Raw genomic sequence first — 14,627 nt, 5'->3', positions numbered from 1 at the left:
AAGCATGTCTGCCAACGGTCAGAACCGTCACGCCCGGACCGCCCGCATCGCCCGCAAGCTCGCCGTCGCCGGTACCGGCGCCGCCGTGCTCGCCCTGCCGCTCATCGGCGCCACCGGCGCGTCCGCGGCCACCCCGGCCGCCGCCCCGGCCGCCGCCACCACCGCGACCACGTACCCGAACACGCTCGACGGCTGGATCCGCGAGTCGCTCGACGTCATGGCGCAGCACGGCATCCCCGGCTCCTACGAGGGCATCCACCGCAACATCATGCGGGAGTCCTCCGGCAACCCGCTCGCCATCAACAACTGGGACATTAACGCCATCAACGGCACCCCGTCCAAGGGCCTGCTCCAGGTGATCGACCCGACCTTTCAGGCGTACCACGTGCCCGGCACCTCCTGGGACCCGTACGACCCGGTCGCCAACATCACCGCCGCCTGCAACTACGCGGCCGACCGGTACGGCTCGATGGACAACGTCTTCGGCGCGTACTGAGCCGTACTGAGGGGTGCCCCCGCGGCGGCGGCCTAGGAGGTACCGAAGATCCGCTCGAGGACGACGGCCACGCCGTCGTCCTCGTTCGTGAGGGTGACCTCGTCCGCCACCGCCCTGAGTTCGGGATGGGCGTCGGCCATGGCGACACCGCGGGCGGCCCAGTGGAACATCGGGATGTCGTTGGGCATGTCGCCGAAGGCGATCGTCCGCCGCCGGCTCTGCCCGAGGCGCTCGGCGGCCAGCGCCAGGCCGGTCGCCTTGGTGATGCCGCACGGCTGGAGCTCCACCGTCCCGGGCCCGGACATCGTGACCGTGGCGAGGGAGCCGACCACCGCGCGCGCCGTCGCCGCCAACGCGTCGTCGCCGAGGTCGGGATGGCGCAGCAGGACCTTGCTGATCGGCGCCTCCCACAGTTCGTCCCGCCGCTCGACCCGCACCGCGGGCAGCGTCGGGTGGGGCATCAGGTACCCCGGCTCGATGAGCGTGAGGCCGTCGACGCCGTCCTGGTCGACGGCCGCGTGCACCTGGCCGACCTCGGCCTCGATCTTGCCGAGCGCGGTCTCGGCCAGCTCCCGGTCCAGGGTGACCGACCACAGCATCCGGTGCGCTCCGGCGTCGTACACCTGCGCGCCCTGTCCGCACACCGCGAGCCCCGTGCAGCCGAGACGGTCGAGCAGGGACCGGACCCGGGGGGCCGGCCGCCCGGTCACCACCAGGTGCCGCGCACCCGCCTCGGCCACCCGTGCCAGCGCGGCCAGCGACCGGTCGGAGACGGTGTCGTCGCCGCGGAGCAGCGTGCCGTCTAGGTCGGTGGCGACGAGTGAATACGCGGTGCGGTCCATGATCAGAGAATACGGACACCGGACCTGTCCGACTCACCCGCGATCGCATCCGAACGAGGACGCGCGAGTACGGCACGAGTGCGCACGAGTAGGGCGCAAGTACGCGCGAGGACGCACGTTCGTGTCCGGAACCTGGCACATCTCCCCTAAGGCCGGTTCAAGGCCTGTGCACCGATTGGCAACAAGATGGCCCGCCGCCTACCGGCCGGGCCCCCCGGGGGGTACCTTCCTTTTGTCCAGGGGGACTTGATCGGGGGGTCGGGTTGAACGGCGGACGTGTGCGCGTGCTCAGGCCACAGGAGCTGGGCGAGGGGGAACGGGAGCACTGGCGGGAGCTGCGCGCCAAGTCGGCGGCGCCCCGCAATCCCTTCATGGAGCCGGAGTTCACCGACGTCGTGGGCCGGGTACGGCCGCGGGCGCGGGTCGCCGTGGTGTACGAGGGCGGCGAGGCGGCCGGTTTCCTGCCGCACGAGCGCGGTGCGCTGGGCCAGGGCCGGGCGATCGGGCTCGGGGTCTCGGACTGCCAGGGCGCGGTGCTGCGCGAGGGACTCGTCCCGGACACCCGCCGGCTGCTCAGGGCCTGTTCCCTGTCGAGCTTCGCCTTCGACAACCTGGAGGCGGACCAGGCGTTGTTCGTCCCGTTCGCGGCGGAGGAGCACACCACGTACGTCGTCGACGTGGCGGAGGGGTACGAGGCGTACGAGAGCGCGCTGCGCGTCCGGTCGCCGAAGTTCCTGAAGACCACGCTCGCCAAGGAGCGCAGGCTCGGCCGCCAGGTCGGGGAGGTGCGCTTCGTGTTCGACGAGCGCGAGCCGGCCGCCCTGCGCACGCTGATGGAGTGGAAGTCGGCGCAGTACCGCAGGACGGGGCGCCGGGACCGGTTCGCGCGGGAGTGGATCACCCGGCTCGTGGCCCGGCTGTCCGAGACCCGGGCACCGGAGTGCACGGGCACGCTGTCCGTGCTCTACGCCGGCGGCCGGCCGGTCGCCGCCCACTTCGGGCTGCGTTCGGCGACGGTCCTGGCGTGCTGGTTCCCGGCCTACGACCCGTCCTTCGCCAAGTACTCGCCGGGGCTGGTCCTGCATCTGCGCATGGCCGAGGCGGCCGCCGCCGCGGGGATCGGTCTGCTGGACCTGGGCCGGGGTGCGGCGGAGTACAAGGACGCGCTCAGGACCGGTGGTCTGCCCGTGTACGAGGGCGCCGCCACGCGCCCGGGAGCGGGCGCCGCGCTGCACCGGCTCGGCCGCGAACCGGCCCGCCGCGCGCACGGCTTCGTGCGCGACCGTCCCCGGCTGGCCTCGCTGGCGGTACGGACGCTCAGGGGTGCGGCCCGGCTGCGCCGGTCATGACCAAGGGCAACCACGAGGGGGTGGGCGCATGGCCGGTGCACGGCGTGCGCGGCAGGAGACACAGCGGGAGATCGCGGAGTTCCTGAGCATCGGGCCGGTGCAGGTCGCCGAGCTGGACCTCGGCGACGGGGGCCCCGTGCTGAGACCGGGGCCGGGCAGCGCGCCGGTGACGTCCGGGGTGGTGTTCCTCCTGGTCAGGCGGGCGGGGCGGCCGGTGGGGACGCTGCTTGCAGAGGTCCCCGAGGGCGCCGGTCCCACGGAGGTGCTGGCGGCGCTCGCCCGGGAGGTGCCCGGCGGGGCGACGCCCGGGCCGTTGCCCGCACCGCCGTCCGCCGCCGTCGTGGTCGCCACCCGGGAACGCGCGGACCAGCTCGCCCGCGCGCTGGACTCCCTGCTCGCGCAGGACCACCCGGACTTCGAGATCGTCGTCGTCGACAACGCCCCGCTGACCGCGGAGACCCGTGACCTGGTCGAGCGCAAGTACGGGGAGCGGGTGCGGTACGTCCGCGAACCGGTCCCCGGGCTGGCCAGCGCGCACAACCGGGGGCTGGCGGCCGTACGCGCCGAGGTGGTCGCCTTCACCGACGACGACGTGGTCGCGGACCCGCGCTGGCTCACCGAGCTGACCGCGCCCTTCACCGCCGACCCGCGCCTGGGCTGCGCCACGGGGCTGATCCTGCCCGCGCGGCTGGGCACCCCCGCCCAGGTGCTGCTGGAGAGCCACGGCGGCTTCGCGAAGGGCTTCGCCCCCCGGACCTACGATCCCCGGCGCCCACCTGCCGACGAGCCGCTGTTCCCGTTCACCGCGGGCCGCTTCGGCTCCGGCGCCAACATGGCCTTCCGCACGGAGGTGCTGCGCGCGGTCGGCGGCTTCGACCCGGCGACCGGCGCGGGCACCCGGGCCCGGGGCGGCGACGACCTCTACGGCTTCGTCCGCGTCCTCGCCCAGGGGCACGGGCTGCGCTACACCCCCTCGGCCCTGGTCTGGCACCACCACCGGGAGACCTGGCGGGACCTGGAGACCCAGGCCTACGGCTACGGCGCCGGCCTCACCGCCTACCTCACGGCGATCCTGGTGAACCGGCCCGCGCTGCTGCCCGCCTTCCTCGCCCGGGTGCCGGGCGGGCTCGCGCACGCGCGGGCGCTGACCGCCGTCCGTGCGGCCGGGGCGCGCGAGGCCGACGCGACCTGGGCCGGTGGTCCCGCCGCCGGTGGGGCGGGCCGCGCGGCGGGGGCGCCGGGTGGGCACGACTCCCGTACGCATCCCTGGCCGCGGCGCCTGGCACGGCTCCAGCTGCGGGGCATGCTGTACGGGCCCGTCGGCTACCTGCGCGCCCGTCACGCCCTGCGCACGATCGGACGGGAGGCGGGATGAACGAGGGTGCGGGAGCAGGCGGGGCGCAAGAGGCGCGCGGGGTGCAAGAGGCGCGCGGGGCGCGTGGGGGCGTACGGGCGGCGGCCGGGCACATACCCGTCTTCCTCTACCACGCGGTGATGGACGACCCGCCGGGCTGGATCGCCGAGTTCACCGTCTCCCCGAAGGAGTTCGCGGCGCACCTGGACGCGATCGTCGACAGCGGCCGGACGCCCGTCACCATCAGTGCGCTCGCCGACCAACTGGCCGGGAGGGCGGTGCTGCCGGCCCGGCCCGTCCTGCTCACCTTCGACGACGGTTTCGCCGACCTGCCCGGTCCCACGGCCGAGGCGCTGGCCGGGCGCGGGCTGCCGGCCACCGCGTACCTCACCACCGGGGCCATCGCACCGGGCGGTCGCAGTCTGCTGCCGCCCGCTCCGATGATGACCCTGGACACGGTGACCGAGCTGGAACGTTCCGGCATGGAGATCGGCAGCCACACCGTCACCCACGCCCAGCTCGACACCCTGTCCGCCAAGGGGCTCGCCCGCGAACTGCGCGACTCCAAGGCCGTGTTGGAGGACGTGCTCGGACACCCGGTCCGCCATCTCGCCTACCCGCACGGCTACAACAGCGCGCGGGTACGGGCCTCGTCGGCCCGTGCCGGGTACGAGACGGCGACCGCCGTGCGGCACGCCCTCAGCTCCGACCGGGACGAGCGGTACCGCATCGCCCGGCTCATCGTGCGGCGGAGCCACACGGTCGCCGACGTCCGGGCGTGGCTGGCGGGAGGGGGCGCGCGCACGGCCCCCTACCGGGACGGGCCCAGGACGGTCGCCTGGCGCTGGTACCGGCGGGGGCGCGCCGTGGTGCGGGGGCCGGAGTTCGCGGGGTGACCGCCCGCGGCCCCCGCCCCCGTCAGCCCCGCGGCTGGTTGAGGTGCGGGTCGGCGGCCGCCTCGCGCAGGGCCGCCCACGACCGGTCGCCCGCCACGGCCAGGTCGCAGTGGGGTCCCGGGTCGCGGTAGTTCCACTGGAGGGCGGCCTTCACCCCCTCCAGGTCCTTGAGCACCCCGGGCACCTGCGTGTACCAGTCCGCCTGCCGGCCCGGCCGCTCCGGGTCCGACGCGCTGCCGAACTCCGAGAGCATGAGGGGCTTGTCGTCGGTGAGGTGGGCGCGGATCCAGTCGTGGGTGGCGTGCTGGGTCTGCGCGAAGCTCAGCCAGTCCGCCTCGTGGCAGAGGTAGTAGTTGTACTGGTTGTAGCCGATCCAGTCGACGTACTCGTCCCCGGGGTACATCCGCTCGAACAGGTCGGCGTGGTCCAGGTAGCCGGTGATGATCCAGGTCCACACGACGTTGTCGACGCCCAGCTCGCGGAACCGGTCGTGGATGTGCCGGTGGGCCCGGACGTAGTCGGCCGGGGTGCCGTTGTCCGGGGTGCGGGTGTCCATCTCCAGGTCGAAGGAGAGGAACACCTTCTTCCCCGTGCGCTGCCCGTACTCCGCGATGCGCCGGGCCTGGACGTCGATCACGGTGTCGTCCAGCTCGCCGGCGGCGATCTGCTTCCAGGTGGGCTGCTGCTCCTTCGTACCGCCCCACCACTTGCTCTCCCAGGAGAGCAGCAGCATGCGGTCCGCGCCGACGCGCTGTTCCTGCTCGGTCAGGAGCTGGCCCTCCAGCCGGGTCTCCGTGACCTCGGACATGTCGTGGTACGTGTAGACGACGTCGAGCCCGCGGCCGACCTTCCGCTCGTAGGCGTGCACCTTCTCGGCCAGGTCGGACTTGTCGTGCGGCACGAAGGCGCCGAACCAGGCGCCGCAGGGCGGTTCGAGGAGCGCGGTCGGCCGGCACTCCTCGTCGCCGGTTTGGCCGGCCGGGCCGGAGGCGTCGCGCAGGGCGAGCACCGCGATCAGGACCGCGCAGGTTGCCGTGACGGACAGGAGCAGCAGCCGGCGCCGGCCGCCGTGGGCCCCGGGGACGCCCGGACGGCGGTGCTGTCCGGTCGTCGTCGGCTGCGCGGACGTGCGGCGGGCGGGACGGGCGAACCTCACAGAGTGGAACCCTTCCGCGTCCTCGGCGCCGCCCCGGGCGCCGTCCTGGGCGTCGGGGAGGCGCGCAGGCGTGGGCAGAGCGCGGCTAGCGTGGTCAGCAGGGTCAGCGTCAGCAGCACCCGGTCCCCGCTGAAGGCGTGCGCGGCGATGAGCACCGTGGCGGCCAGCATCGCGGCGGCCACGCTGAGCAGGACGGCCAGCATCAGCCCTTCCAGCAGCTCGGAGTGGCGTTCGAAGTCCGTGTCCCGGCGCTCCACGGGGCCCTCGGCACGGCGGGCCCGCAGGGCGGGGCCGCAGAGGCCGACCAGGGCGGCGCCCGGGCCGACGGCCAGGAAGGCCGCCACCGCGGCGCCGCGCGGGGGCGAGCCGTCGGGCAGGGCGAGCGCGGCGAGCGCCAGCCAGCCGCCGAACGGCGGCAGCATCCGGATCACGAGGTCCTGGGGTGTCATCACTCGCTCCTTTCTCGGTCTCCTCGGTCCGGCGGCTCAGCTCGCCGGTCTCAGGGCGTAGAGCACTCCGGCGCTGTTCTCCGCCAGGAGCTCGAACCGCGACGACGACGCCACGGACTCCCGGACGCGTCTCAACTGGGTCTCGTCCAGCTGTCCGTTCATCTCGGAGTTGGCCACCTGGCCCTGGGTGAGCAGGAAGTAGGCGCCGGCCGGCGCCTCCACGCCCGCCATGTCGCGGGCGAGGACGGTGGCCGGGTCGCGCACGATCTCGTCGACGTGACGCCGGTCGTCGTCGAGGAACCAGTAGTGGTCGACCCTCCAGTACTGCTCGTAGGCGAGCGGGTAGTTCCGGTTGGCGGCGACGACCAGGGAGTCGTCGGGTGCCCGGTCGAAGAGCTGCCGGACGAGGGCGACCTCGGCGGGCGGGAAGTAGTTGACGCGGTCCTTGCCGGAGTAGCTCGGCACGAAGGCGAAGGTCACGGCGAGCAGCGCGGGCAACGGCGCCCACGCGGCGTACCGCAACGAGGGCACAGGGAGGCGGCGGCGCCGGGCGGGGGTGACCGGCGTGTGTCCCCCCGCCTCCCGCGCGGCGGCCTCGCCGGCCAGCGTGCGGACCTTCGGCAGCAGCGCGGCGGCGGCGAAGAACGCGGCACCCGGCAGCATGAACAGCAGGACACGGAAGATCATCTCGCTGCCGTAGCTGCTCGCCACGAACATCGGCAGCGGTGCCGCCGCGACCAGCAGCAGCGGCAGTGCCCGGCGCCGCAGAACCCGCTGGCGCAGGACGCCGGCCAGCGCGAGCAGCAGCACGGAGCCCGACAGCAGCCGGGCCGCCCAGGAGGTCGCCACCGCGCCGGTACCGGTGGGCGTGGCCCCGTAGCCGGTCTCGACGTTGGCGCCGACGTCACCGATGGAGCGGATCATGTCCGGCATGGCGGCGGACAGGAAGGGCAGCGCGGCCGTCAGGCACCAGGCCAGGAAGAGCACCACCGTCGTGATCACCGGGACCCAGTGCCGGTGGCGGCGGGTGAAGGCCAGCGCGACGAGCGTGACGACGAGCATTCCGGGGGTGAGCTGGTGCGAGACGACCACGGCGGTGACCAGCACGCTGAGCAGTACGGTCCACACCGCCTGCCCCGACCGACCGCGCCGTCCGCCACGGCCGCCGAAGCGGCGCAGGACGACCGCGACGACGCCGAGGTGCAGGGCGAAGGCGACGGACTGCGGTGAGAAGTAGTCCTGCCCCACCCAGTTGCCGACGCAGAACAGCCACACGGCGGTCCAGATCAGCCGCCGGTCGGCGGTGAAGGTCCGGTAGATCAGCAGCAGCGGAAGCAGCAGCATGACGCTGGAGACCAGCGGCCACCAGGCCATGTACATCGCGGCGTTGTCCACGCCCAGCAGCCGCACCAGCGCGGCCTGGGCGGCGAAGAAGCCGGGCCACTGGTCGTAGACGGCCATGTCCCCGAGCTGGTCGGCCGTCTGGAGGCCGCCGGAGGTGAGCAGGTGGTCGATGACCGCGTCGTGCTTCCACGCCCACGCGTACAGCGGGGCCGGGTAGAGGACGGCCTGGGTGGCCCGCTCCATCACCAGCAGGCCGAGTACGTACGCGAGCGACCAGCCGTCGGGGCGGCGCGGATTGCGCGCCGTGGCCCAGAAGCCCGCGGTGAGCACCCCGAGGCCGGCCCAGAAGGTGGGGTGCAGGGCACTGAGCAGACCGAAGTCGTCCAGGGCGGAGACGTCGGTGTGCCGGATCGCGTAGGCCCACAGGGCCAGCGCGGCGATCAGGGGCACGGCCGGCCAGGCGGCCGCGGCTCGGGCCGGCCAGGCGGCGGGGGCGAGGTCGGACAGATCCGTCACGGGCGGCTCGGCGGCGGAACCGGCCGGCACCTGGGCAGGGGGGCGGTGGGCGCGTACGGGGGCGCCCGGGGCCGAGCGCGCGGGGGTGCTTCGGGCCGGGCGCGCGGACGCTTCCTGGGAGGGCGCGGGGGGTGACTCCTGCGAGGCGGTGGTGGGCGGGTCGGGCGGGGTGGCGTCGGCGGGGACGTGGGGGGTGGCGTCGGCGGGCTCGGGCTGGGTGGTGGCACCGGGGACGCGTGGGGTGGCGTCGGCGGGGACGTGCGGGGTGGCGTCGGCGGGCTCGGGCGGGGGTGGCGAGACCGGCTCGCGCGAGGTGCGCTGCTCCCGGGCTACCCGGTCCTCTCGGGCTCCCCGGTCCTCTCGGGCTCCCCGGTCCTCTCGGGCTCCCCGGTCCTCTCGGGCTCCCCGGTCCTCTCGGGCTCCCCGGTCTTCCGGGACGTCCGAAGGCGTCCGGGCGTCCGAAGGCGTCCGGGCGTCCGAAGGCGTCCGGGCGTCCGAAGGCGTCGATGCGTCCCGGACCGGCGCGTCCGACGGCGTCGATGCGTCCCGGACCGGCGCGTCCGACGGCGTCGATGCGTCCCGGACCGGCGCGTCCGGGGATTCCGGCCCGGACGCGGGCTCTGGTGCGGATCTCTCCCGCGGAGTGGTTGGCGGACGCACGACGGTTCCCCCCCTGGCGATTCGGCTCCGTGCTTGGTCAGTCCCTGGTCATGCCGTTCGGTCTGGTGCGGTGCGGGGACTGCGCCCGGCCCGCCGGGGAGGCCGGGCGGCGCACCGACAGGAGCAGGACGACGAGAACGAGCAGCAGGAGAAGGGGCGGCGCGACCGGCGCGAGCTCCTCACGCCAGACCCAGCTCCCCACCGCGGCGAGATACAGGACCCCCCAGCGCGCCTGCCACGACAGCCGACCGCCCGCCGCGGCGAGCAGCGACCACAGCGGTACGAGACACAGCAGGTGCAGGACGAGCGGGACCCAGCGCAACAGCGTGCCGGGTCCGTCGAGACCCGTCGCGTCCGCGAGGAACCGGGCCGCCTCCGCATAGAACGTCCCGCCCACCGGTTCCGGTTCGTGGCCGAGGGCGACGGGGGCCGCGTGCAGGGCGACGACGACGGCTCCCAACGCGGTGCCGGGCAGCCAGGGGTCCGGCGAGGCGCACAGGGTCACGGACGCCACGAACACCACGAGCAGCAGGGCCCCCGCGACCAGCGCCGGCAGGGGCAGCCCCCGCAGCAGCGCCCGCCCGGTCAGCTCGGCTCCGGCCCCGGACGCGTCGCTCAGCCAGGGCAGCCCGCGCGCCGCCACCAGAAGGACCATCGCGGCGATGCCCACCAGCAGCCACAGCACCGACCGGAGCCGCCGCTCGGGGAACGGCCCGGAGTCGTCGGCCTCGCCGCACCCGGCACCGTCGGAGGGAACGCCGCTGTGGTCGAGGCCGGGACTGCGGCCGGGGCCGTCGTCGAGGCCGCTCACGGGGCTCTCGGCAGGGCCGGCCACGGGGTCGCCGCCGGGGCCGCCGTCTCCCGGGCCGGCGGCGGTGCGGGAACCCGCGCCGGGGCCGGGCTCCACGTCCGCCGGTGCGGGCCCCGCGGCCTGCTCGACGCGGGGCTCGGGGGACGCCGGTCGCGCTTTCCCGGGCCCGGCCTCGGCCTCGGCCCCGGGGCCCCTGGGCCGCCGGACGATCACCGCGAGGGTGTCCGCCTCCAGGGCCTCCCGTTCGTAACCCGGGCGCCCGATGAATAGCGCGACCGTGTCCTCCCGCGCCGCCCCGCCGGACCGCCCGTCCTCGTAGGCCGCCCGCCGCGCCCAACTTGTCCCGTACCCCGCCGTGGCGTTCAGCCGCGCCCAGCGGGTGCCGTACGTGCTGCCGGGAGCGGCCTCGCGCTCGCTCCCCGGTCCGGGGCCGCCGGAGACGCCCGGGCCCGGACGGCGGGCCCCGTCGGCGCCCCGCAGGGTGGCGCGCAGGCCGGGCGCGCAGCCCACGGCGACCACGGTCATGCCCCCCAGCACCGCCCAGCCGGCACCCGCGATCCCGGCCGGCGTGAACAGCAGCGCGGCGCTGCCCAGGACGAGGACGCACATGGCGCCCTGCACGGCGGCCAGCATGCCGGTGCGGCCCTGGACGCGCAGCACCCCGATGTACAGCTCGACCACGATGCGCGGCAGTGCCCCGAGGGCCAGCAGGCGCAGCACCGTCGAACCGTGCTCGGCGTAGTCCGCGTCGAAGGGCGCGAGGATCTGCGGGGCGAAGACGACCAGGAAGAGCACCACCGGCACCAGCAGCAGCGTCATCCGGCGCAGCGCTCCGCGGACGCCGTCGGCGAGGCGGCGCGGGTCGTGCGAGGCGTGCGCGGTGAGGGAGGAGGCCATGTTGATGGCCATGAACTCCATCGTGCCGCCGACGGTGTAGGCCACGTAGAAGTAGCCGTTCTGCGCGGCGCTGAAGTTGACCGCGACCATCACCGGCAGCAGGTTGATCATCGCCAGGCTGAACAGCGCGCCCAGCGAGTCCCCGGCCAGGAACCGTCCCATCTCACGAGATGAGGGCGGTTCCACGTCGTGGTCGGCGGCGGCCTGGCGCGGGATGAGTCTGCGGAAGATCAGCCAGCCGAGCGGCAGAGTGGAGAAGGCGATGGCCACGGCCCAGGACACGAAGATGCCGAGCACCGGCAGCGTGGTCGCGAAGACGGCGAGCAGGATCAGCTTCCCGAGCGAGAACACGGCGTTCCCGGCGGGCACCCACTCCGCCTTCCGCAGCCCGGTCAGCACACCGTCCTGGAGCGTGAGCAGCGCCCAGGCCACGCACGCCGCGACGAACAGCGTGCCCGCCGCCGCGGTGCCCAGCGGCGCGTAGGACGCGCCCCACAGGTCCAGGGTGAGCAGGAAGACGACCGCGGCCACGGCCACGACCACCGAACTGGCCGCGTACGCACGCCACACCAGCGGCCCGGTCGCACGGCCCGCGCGGGGCACGAAGCGGACCACGGCGCCGATCATCGTCGTCGCCGTGATGCTGGCCAGCAGCCGCATGGCGGCGATCGCGGCGGAGCCCTGGCCGACGGCCTCCTCCGAGTAGTAGCGGGCGGCCACGAGCCAGAAGCCGAGGCCGAGCACGGCGGAGACGCCGGTGCTGAGCATCAGGAAGTAGGCGTTCTTGAAGAGCGAGTCGCCGCCGTGCCCGCTCCCGGGCAGCGTCGAGCCGCCGGCGGCGGACGCCGCGGCGGTCTCGTGCACCCGCGTCTCAGCCACCGGACGGAACCAGCCCCTCCGGCAGCTCGGCCGGTCGTGCCCCCGATTCCTCCAGCGCCGCCACGGCCGCACGGGCGCGCAGCGGATCCACGGGGAGCGCGTGCCGCGCGAACCAGCGCGCCCCCTCGGGGAACGGTGAGGGGTCGGTGAAGTCCGCGCCCGCGTAGTCGTCGAGCGGCGGGTCGTAGAGGTAGCCGACGACGATGCCGCGCCGGGCCAGCGCGCGGACCGCCGCATCCCGGTCCGCCATTAGGAGCGGCACCCGGAACAACGGCTGCGCCCCGCCGGGCGCCCCGCCCCTCGGCGCGTCCCATCCGGCCGGCCTCGCCCAGCGCGTCGCGAGCAGCAGCTCGGTCCCCGACCGGCACCGCGCGAGGACGTCGTCCAGCCCGTCGAGCCGCCGCGCGATGCGCCCGAGCCGGAAGCGGCCCGCCCGCAGCCGGTAGTCGTGCATGTCGACCCGGACCCACGGGTCGTGCGCGGTCAGGTCCGGCGCGGAGGCGAGCGCGCGGGCCAGCTCCCGCGGGCGCAGGGGCATCCGGATCTCCTCGCGCTCCATCCGCCCCAGCAGGCGCATCGTGGCCCAGGCGGCCCTCCGCAACCGCAGCCCGCGTACGGCGGCCTCGGCGTACGGCCGCACGGCGTAGGCCATTTCGGCCGAGGTGCGACGGGGCAGCAGCAGGTCCTCACAGGTCTTCTCCAGTGCTTCCCGCAGCCCCGGATCGGCGAGCGCGAGGATTCCTCCGGCCTGGGCGCCGACGTGCTTGGAGAGGCTGAAGACGGAGGCGTCGCCCCAGGCTCCGACCGGACGCCCGCCCACCTCGCTGCCGATGGCGTGCGCCGCGTCCTCGAACAACGGGATGCCCAACGCGTCGCAGCGGGCCCGCAGTCCGGGCGCCGGGTCCGGGTTCCCGTACAGGTTCGTCGTCAGGACGGCGGACAGCGAGCCCCACGTCTCCCCCGGCACGGCATCGATGTCGATGGAGGCGTCCGAGGGGTTCAGCGGGGCCTGGACCGGCCGCAGTCCGGCCGCCAGCACGACGAAGAAGACGACGTCGTCGTCGACCGGCGACATCAGCACGCGGCCGCCCGGCGGGCACCAGTGACGCAGTGCCGCGTACAGCCCGAAACGGCATGACGGTACGTACACGCATTCCCGGCCGAGCCGGCCGCGCATGGTCTCCTCGAGCCGCTTCCTCGGCCGCGAACCATCCCGCACCGAACCCGGACCGGCCTCCCCGATGGCCATCCGCCCCCCTGGTGTGCCCTTGAGAGCCCCCTCCCCGAGGCCCTCCGGCACCCGCCCAGAGTCGCCCTGTTCGCACCGCTCCGTCAAGATTGCGTACCGGCCTGTGGACAACTTCCCGTGTCCGGACGGAAGCGGAGCGCCACGTCCTTCGGCGTTCACGCGGGCGTGCTCCCACGGGGGTGGCGCCGCCCCACCGGCCCCACCGCACCCCCGGCGTACCGGCCGACGGGCCTCTCCCCGCACGTCAGCCCGCCTGCGCGCGCCCTCCCCCACCCCACACCGCCCCCTCACGCCACACTGCCCAAGACCGGTATGTCACCCGTAACGTGTGGCCGGGCCACGAATCGCGTGGCGCACCCGGCGCGCACGGCGCACATGGCGAGCACGAAAGCGAGGCACCACCCGATGCCCCCCTTCGACGTCCCCGAGGGCGACCCCTTCGGCCCGCACAACCTTCCGTACGGCGTGTTCTCGATCCCCGGCACGCAGGAGCGGACGGTGGGCGTCCGGCTCGGCGACCACGTCCTCGACGCCGGCGCGGCGGCCCACGCGCTCGGGTCGCCGTACGCCTCCCTGCTCGCGCGGCCCACCCTCAACCCGCTGCTGGCGGCCGGCCGTACCGCCTGGTCCGACGTGCGGCGCGCGCTGACGGCCTGGGTGACGGTCCCCTCCCACCGCGAGACCCTGGCGCCCCTGTTCCACCCGCTGTCGTCGGTGACCCTGCACCTGCCCTTCGAGGTCGCGGACTACGTCGACTTCTACGCCTCCGAGAACCACGCCCGGAACGTCGGCCGGATGTTCCGGCCCGACGCCGCCGACTCCCTCACCCCGAACTGGAAGCACCTCCCCATCGGTTACCACGGCCGCTCCGGCACGGTGGTCGTGTCCGGCACGGACGTCGTACGGCCGTCCGGGCAGCGCAAGGCCCCCACCGACCCCGTGCCCGTCTTCGGACCGTCCGTCCGCCTCGACATCGAGGCGGAGGTCGGCTTCGTGGTGGGCGTGCCGTCCGAGCTGGGCAGCCCGGTGGCGCTCGGCGACTTCCGCGAGCACGTCTTCGGGCTGTGCCTGCTCAACGACTGGTCCGCGCGGGACGTCCAGGCCTGGGAGTACGTCCCCCTCGGCCCGTTCCTCGGCAAGTCCTTCGCCACGTCGGTATCGGCCTGGATCACGCCGCTGGACGCCCTGGAGGACGCGCGGGTGGCGCCTCCGGAGCGCACGCACGAGCTGCTGCCCTACCTCGACGACACGAGCGGGGAAGCCGACGAGCCGGGCGGCTACGACCTGCGGATCTCCGTCGCCGTCAACGGCCACGTGGTCTCCGAGCCGCCGTTCTCCACCATGTACTGGACGGCCGCCCAGCAACTGGCCCACATGACCGTGGGCGGCGCCTCGCTGCGCACCGGCGACCTCTACGGTTCGGGCACGGTGAGCGGGCCGGCCGAGCGCGAACGCGGATCGCTGCTCGAACTGACCTGGAACGGCCGCGACCCGCTGGACCTGCCCGACGGCAAGCGCACGTTCCTCGAGGACGGGGACGTGGTGACCCTCTCGGCCTGGGCGCCGGGGCCGGGCGGGGTCCGGGTGGGCCTCGGCGAGGTGACCGGGCGGGTGGTCGGACGGGCGGCCGACCGGTAACCCCTGTCCGGATCAGACGCCCTCGGCAGCTGACTCGCACCGCCCGGCACCGTCATACTGGCGTCGGGCGGTGGGTGTGCGCGCGGCACGT

General features: G+C 74.7%; 11 protein-coding genes. 5 read left to right on the top strand and 6 right to left on the bottom strand.

Annotation, left to right across the window (positions count from 1 at the left end):
- Positions 1-4 precede the first annotated feature (4 nt).
- Positions 5-496, top strand: coding sequence for a transglycosylase SLT domain-containing protein (locus AC07FV_RS32615; RefSeq protein ID WP_479091225.1), 492 nt, complete (start codon positions 5-7; stop codon positions 494-496).
- A 32-nt stretch (positions 497-528) separates the two neighbouring features.
- Here the strand turns inward: AC07FV_RS32615 and AC07FV_RS32610 are convergent, their stop codons facing one another.
- Entirely contained in the window at positions 529-1,338 is an 810-nt protein-coding gene (locus AC07FV_RS32610) for an HAD family hydrolase (protein ID WP_432880419.1), read from the bottom strand.
- Between the two features lie 284 nt (positions 1,339-1,622).
- On the opposite strand from AC07FV_RS32610, the gene AC07FV_RS32605 reads away from it, so the two are divergent.
- The 3 genes from AC07FV_RS32605 (at position 1,623) to AC07FV_RS32595 (ending at position 4,937) form a co-directional block, all read left to right on the top strand.
- On the top strand, positions 1,623-2,687 hold the full coding sequence (locus tag AC07FV_RS32605) for a GNAT family N-acetyltransferase (RefSeq protein WP_479091223.1): 1,065 nt from the start codon (positions 1,623-1,625) through the stop codon (positions 2,685-2,687).
- Between the two features lie 28 nt (positions 2,688-2,715).
- A complete protein-coding gene (locus AC07FV_RS32600; protein WP_479091221.1) occupies positions 2,716-4,062 on the top strand; it encodes a glycosyltransferase family 2 protein in 1,347 nt (448 codons plus the stop codon).
- A 119-nt stretch (positions 4,063-4,181) separates the two neighbouring features.
- On the top strand, positions 4,182-4,937 hold the full coding sequence (locus AC07FV_RS32595) for a polysaccharide deacetylase family protein (RefSeq protein ID WP_479091289.1): 756 nt from the start codon (positions 4,182-4,184) through the stop codon (positions 4,935-4,937).
- Positions 4,938-4,959: 22 nt separating this feature from the next.
- On the opposite strand, the gene AC07FV_RS32590 is transcribed toward AC07FV_RS32595, so the two are convergent.
- From AC07FV_RS32590 to AC07FV_RS32570, 5 genes are all read right to left on the bottom strand, one after another.
- On the bottom strand, positions 4,960-6,093 hold the full coding sequence (locus tag AC07FV_RS32590) for a glycosyl hydrolase (RefSeq protein WP_479091219.1): 1,134 nt from the start codon (positions 6,091-6,093) through the stop codon (positions 4,960-4,962).
- Positions 6,090-6,542, bottom strand: a complete 453-nt coding sequence (locus AC07FV_RS32585) for a hypothetical protein (protein WP_479091218.1) — start codon at positions 6,540-6,542, stop codon at positions 6,090-6,092. The genes AC07FV_RS32590 and AC07FV_RS32585 overlap by 4 nt, the downstream gene beginning before the upstream one ends.
- Before the next feature lie 36 nt (positions 6,543-6,578).
- On the bottom strand, positions 6,579-8,402 hold the full coding sequence (locus AC07FV_RS32580; RefSeq protein ID WP_479091216.1) for a glycosyltransferase: 1,824 nt from the start codon (positions 8,400-8,402) through the stop codon (positions 6,579-6,581).
- Between the two features lie 697 nt (positions 8,403-9,099).
- Complete coding sequence (locus AC07FV_RS32575) at positions 9,100-11,649, bottom strand: lipopolysaccharide biosynthesis protein (RefSeq protein WP_479091215.1); 2,550 nt, start codon at positions 11,647-11,649, stop codon at positions 9,100-9,102.
- Entirely contained in the window at positions 11,642-12,826 is a 1,185-nt protein-coding gene (locus AC07FV_RS32570; RefSeq protein WP_479091288.1) for a DegT/DnrJ/EryC1/StrS family aminotransferase, read from the bottom strand. Before AC07FV_RS32570 ends, AC07FV_RS32575 begins: the two co-directional genes overlap by 8 nt.
- A 477-nt stretch (positions 12,827-13,303) precedes the next feature.
- Between AC07FV_RS32570 and fahA the strand changes: the two genes are divergently transcribed.
- Positions 13,304-14,536 (top strand): fumarylacetoacetase, encoded by a 1,233-nt coding sequence (fahA, locus tag AC07FV_RS32565; protein ID WP_479091214.1) that lies wholly within the window; start codon positions 13,304-13,306, stop codon positions 14,534-14,536.
- Positions 14,537-14,627 lie beyond the last annotated feature (91 nt).

This window comes from Streptomyces sp. NPDC045956 (assembly GCF_056430705.1).
The sequence above is the reverse complement of the archived record's forward strand: the minus strand, read 5'-3'. Positions and strand labels throughout refer to the sequence as shown.

Bases quoted from the DNA above. Each gene is read 5' to 3' on its own strand.
- AC07FV_RS32615 (WP_479091225.1), top strand. From the start codon at position 5: ATGTCTGCCAACGGTCAGAACCGTCACGCCCGGACCGCCCGCATCGCC.
- AC07FV_RS32610 (WP_432880419.1), bottom strand. From the start codon at position 1,338: ATGGACCGCACCGCGTATTCACTCGTCGCCACCGACCTAGACGGCACG.
- AC07FV_RS32600 (WP_479091221.1), top strand. From the start codon at position 2,716: ATGGCCGGTGCACGGCGTGCGCGGCAGGAGACACAGCGGGAGATCGCG.
- AC07FV_RS32595 (WP_479091289.1), top strand. From the start codon at position 4,182: ATGGACGACCCGCCGGGCTGGATCGCCGAGTTCACCGTCTCCCCGAAG.
- AC07FV_RS32585 (WP_479091218.1), bottom strand. From the start codon at position 6,542: ATGACACCCCAGGACCTCGTGATCCGGATGCTGCCGCCGTTCGGCGGC.
- AC07FV_RS32570 (WP_479091288.1), bottom strand. From the start codon at position 12,826: ATGCGCGGCCGGCTCGGCCGGGAATGCGTGTACGTACCGTCATGCCGT.
- fahA (WP_479091214.1), top strand. From the start codon at position 13,304: ATGCCCCCCTTCGACGTCCCCGAGGGCGACCCCTTCGGCCCGCACAAC.